The organism is Paraburkholderia sp. NMBU_R16, from assembly GCF_013282575.1.
GTDB lineage: Bacteria > Pseudomonadota > Gammaproteobacteria > Burkholderiales > Burkholderiaceae > Trinickia.
Window position 1 is genome coordinate 1 of record NZ_JAAAYE010000146.1, and the last position, 2,771, is coordinate 2,771.

The following is a 2,771-nucleotide window of genomic DNA, read 5'->3' on the forward strand; positions in this document are numbered from 1 at the left end:
CCGCATTCTGCCGCAACCAGCCATACCTCAGCTTGTCGATTCAGAGCGCCTCAAGGGTTCGCTGCGCCGGGCTTACGCCCGCCCTTGACCCGCTAACATCACCCACTCGGAATTCAAAAGAGGCAAATTTATCGAAAACCATCACAGGCTTACGTCCCGCCGAAAAGCCCCCGCATGCGAGAATCGGAAGGCACGCGTTGCTTGCGGTCGCGCACGCGTTATACGCGATCGCCGTCACTCCGAAGTGATCGGTCAACCGCGCCTCGAACCTCGAAAGCAGGTCGAGTGCGAGCCGGCACCGGGCCGTCGTCAAGTGCAGCGTTCCCGCCGTGCGCACGCCCTTGATCGCACCTTCCAAGATTGAGGGGTGCCGGTCCCATCCAAGGTACGAGCAGGAGCACATATTGATGAATTGCTTGTCTCCATGCAGCATGTACGGCCCCTCGCCGTGGGTCACGGAAAGATCTATAAGGCGACGGGTTTCGGCGGCTCGCCATCCTTCGTCGCTGAGCCGCATCATCTTGCTTAGATTCTGGTACTGATTCATTTTGTTCTCCGTCATGCACGCCACCGGTCAGAACGTTGACGCTCCCCCGTCGACGACAATCTTGGCGCCGGTGACCCAGCTGCTCTCGTCGCTGGCTAGAAATATCGCTGCACCGACGAGATCGGTAGGCATCCCGGCTCGCCCAAGCGGAATGCTGGCCACGCGCTCGTTCCACGACCCTGTTCCCTGAGTCCTCTGCTGCTCATTCGCCGGCGTCGCGACAAGACCGGGGGCAATAACGTTTGAACGGATGCCAAGCCCGGCAAGCTCGAATGCGGCGCTTGTCGAAAGCATTTCGAGCGCCGCCTTTGAGCACTGGTATGCGGACATTCGACTTCTTGCCGCGGTGGCACTCAACGACGATACGTTGATGATGCCTCCCGGCTGCTTTCGCTTCGCGAGCGCTCTTGCAAACGACGCAATGAGCAAAAAGGGGGCAGCGACGTTCACGTAAAGAGTTTGGTGAAGGATTGATGCCGTCGTTTCCATCAAGCTGTCCCGCGAGAAGATCGCCGCGTTATTCACAAGCACGTCAAGTCCATCGAGCCTCATAGAAGCGGATTCAATAAGCTGGTCGGCTGAAAAGGGCTTGCAGAAATTCACGGCCATGGGCACCGCACGTGGGTAACGATTCAAGAGCCATTGCACCGGCTCGCGTTGCAGCGACGCGTCGCTCGTATGCGTAAATGCGACGGTCGCACCATGGATCAGCAGTCCTTCAGTAATAGCGAGGCCAATTCCGCTGCTCCCCCCAGTTACGAGAATTTTTTTCCCAGATAGCCTCACCAGAGTATCCTCGCGACAATTTGTCAAGCACGCCTCGTCTCCAGCGCAACTACAGCGCTCGATGGATCGGCCGAATCGATCTTCGGAAACAAGGTTCGCAAGGGCGCAACCGGCCCTTCAAACTTCGAACCGCCCCACGCGAAATGTTCGTCGGATGGGGCGCTATTTCCGTTGGCCATGGTCTGCGTCAAATAGTCCACGCCAATGGCGCTCCAGAGCGTCTGCATCCGCTCGGGCATAAGCGGCCATAAAAGCAGCGATGCGAGGCGGATCGCTTCGAGCGCATCATGGAGCATTCCGCTCACGCGTCCGAGTTGGGAGGGCTCTCTGGCCAATCGGAAGGGCTCCGCGCTGTGGATATAGCTGTCGGTCACGCGGAAGACCGCCAAGGCGCCTGACGCGAGTGCAGCAACGTCGCCCTTAGCGACGGCACTCCGTGTCTCCTCGATTAACTCTGTCACCCGGGCAATTGGAAAACCAGTGCCGTCTCGTTTTTCGGGGCGCCGATCGTCGCAAAACCTCTCTATCATTGTCGTTACACGCGAACAGCAATTTCCGACCGTATTCGCCAACGCTGAGACGTACATTTGATGAAATCTCCGCATGCTGAAGTCGGCGTCGCTCGCCCCGTGGGGGCCCGCCGCAACAAGAAAAAAACGCACGCTGTCGACACCATATCCGTCGCAGAGTCCGCTCAACACATCCACCGACACGAAGTTGCCCATGCTTTTCGACATTTTCTCTCCGTCTCGGACCCAGAAGCTGTGGGCATGCACGGCTTGTGGCAACTCGAGAGCGGAGAATGGTTGTGTCTTGCGAAGCGCAAGCAGCATCGCAGGCCAGATAACCGCGTGAAACCACAAGATATCTTTCCCAACGATCTGATGTGTGGGGGGCCACCAACCTCGTCGCTCCCTCGTGTTGATCGCGCTCAGGTAGTTGACGAGTGCATCGATCCATACATACACCGTCTGATCCGGTGATCCCGGCACGACGATCCCCCAATCGGCGGCCCGTGGCCGAGAACATGGGACGTCGCGCAAGCCCTCCCCCAAACGAGTCAACAACTCCTCCTTCCGTACACCCGGATAGATCCTGAGCTGTCCGGTCTCGATCAATTCCCTGATTTCGCCACCATATGCGGACAGACGGAAAAAAAAGCACGACTCCTTTCGTCGAACCAGTGGCTTTCGATTGATCGGGGAAGCGTAGCCAAACTGACGCGCTTTCACTTCGGAGACATATTCCTCCTGACCTGTGTCATACCAACCTTCATATTCGCCACGGTAGATATCGCCCGAGCCCCGAAGCAGCGTAAGCGCCTCACGACGACCGTCGTAGACGACGGCGAGAACCGACATCAAAGTGGTGCCCATCATTTTCGATTTGATGGACATCACTGTGACAGAGCCAGAAGCCAGGCCGGGTAGCCGCAAGG

The 2,771-nt window shown here is 58.0% G+C and carries 3 protein-coding genes; all 3 read right to left on the minus strand.

Annotation, left to right across the window (positions count from 1 at the left end):
• Nucleotides 1-40: 40 nt before the first annotated feature.
• Nucleotides 41-547, minus strand: coding sequence for a hypothetical protein (locus tag GWC77_RS27275; protein ID WP_173262469.1), 507 nt, complete (start codon nt 545-547; stop codon nt 41-43).
• A 27-nt stretch (nt 548-574) separates the two neighbouring features.
• Nucleotides 575-1,333, minus strand: a complete 759-nt coding sequence (locus GWC77_RS27280) for an SDR family oxidoreductase (RefSeq protein ID WP_173262472.1) — start codon at nt 1,331-1,333, stop codon at nt 575-577.
• A gap of 23 nt (nt 1,334-1,356) precedes the next feature.
• A partial coding sequence (locus GWC77_RS27285) for a methionine--tRNA ligase (RefSeq protein WP_217283435.1) occupies nt 1,357-2,771 on the minus strand: 1,415 nt, incomplete at its 5' end.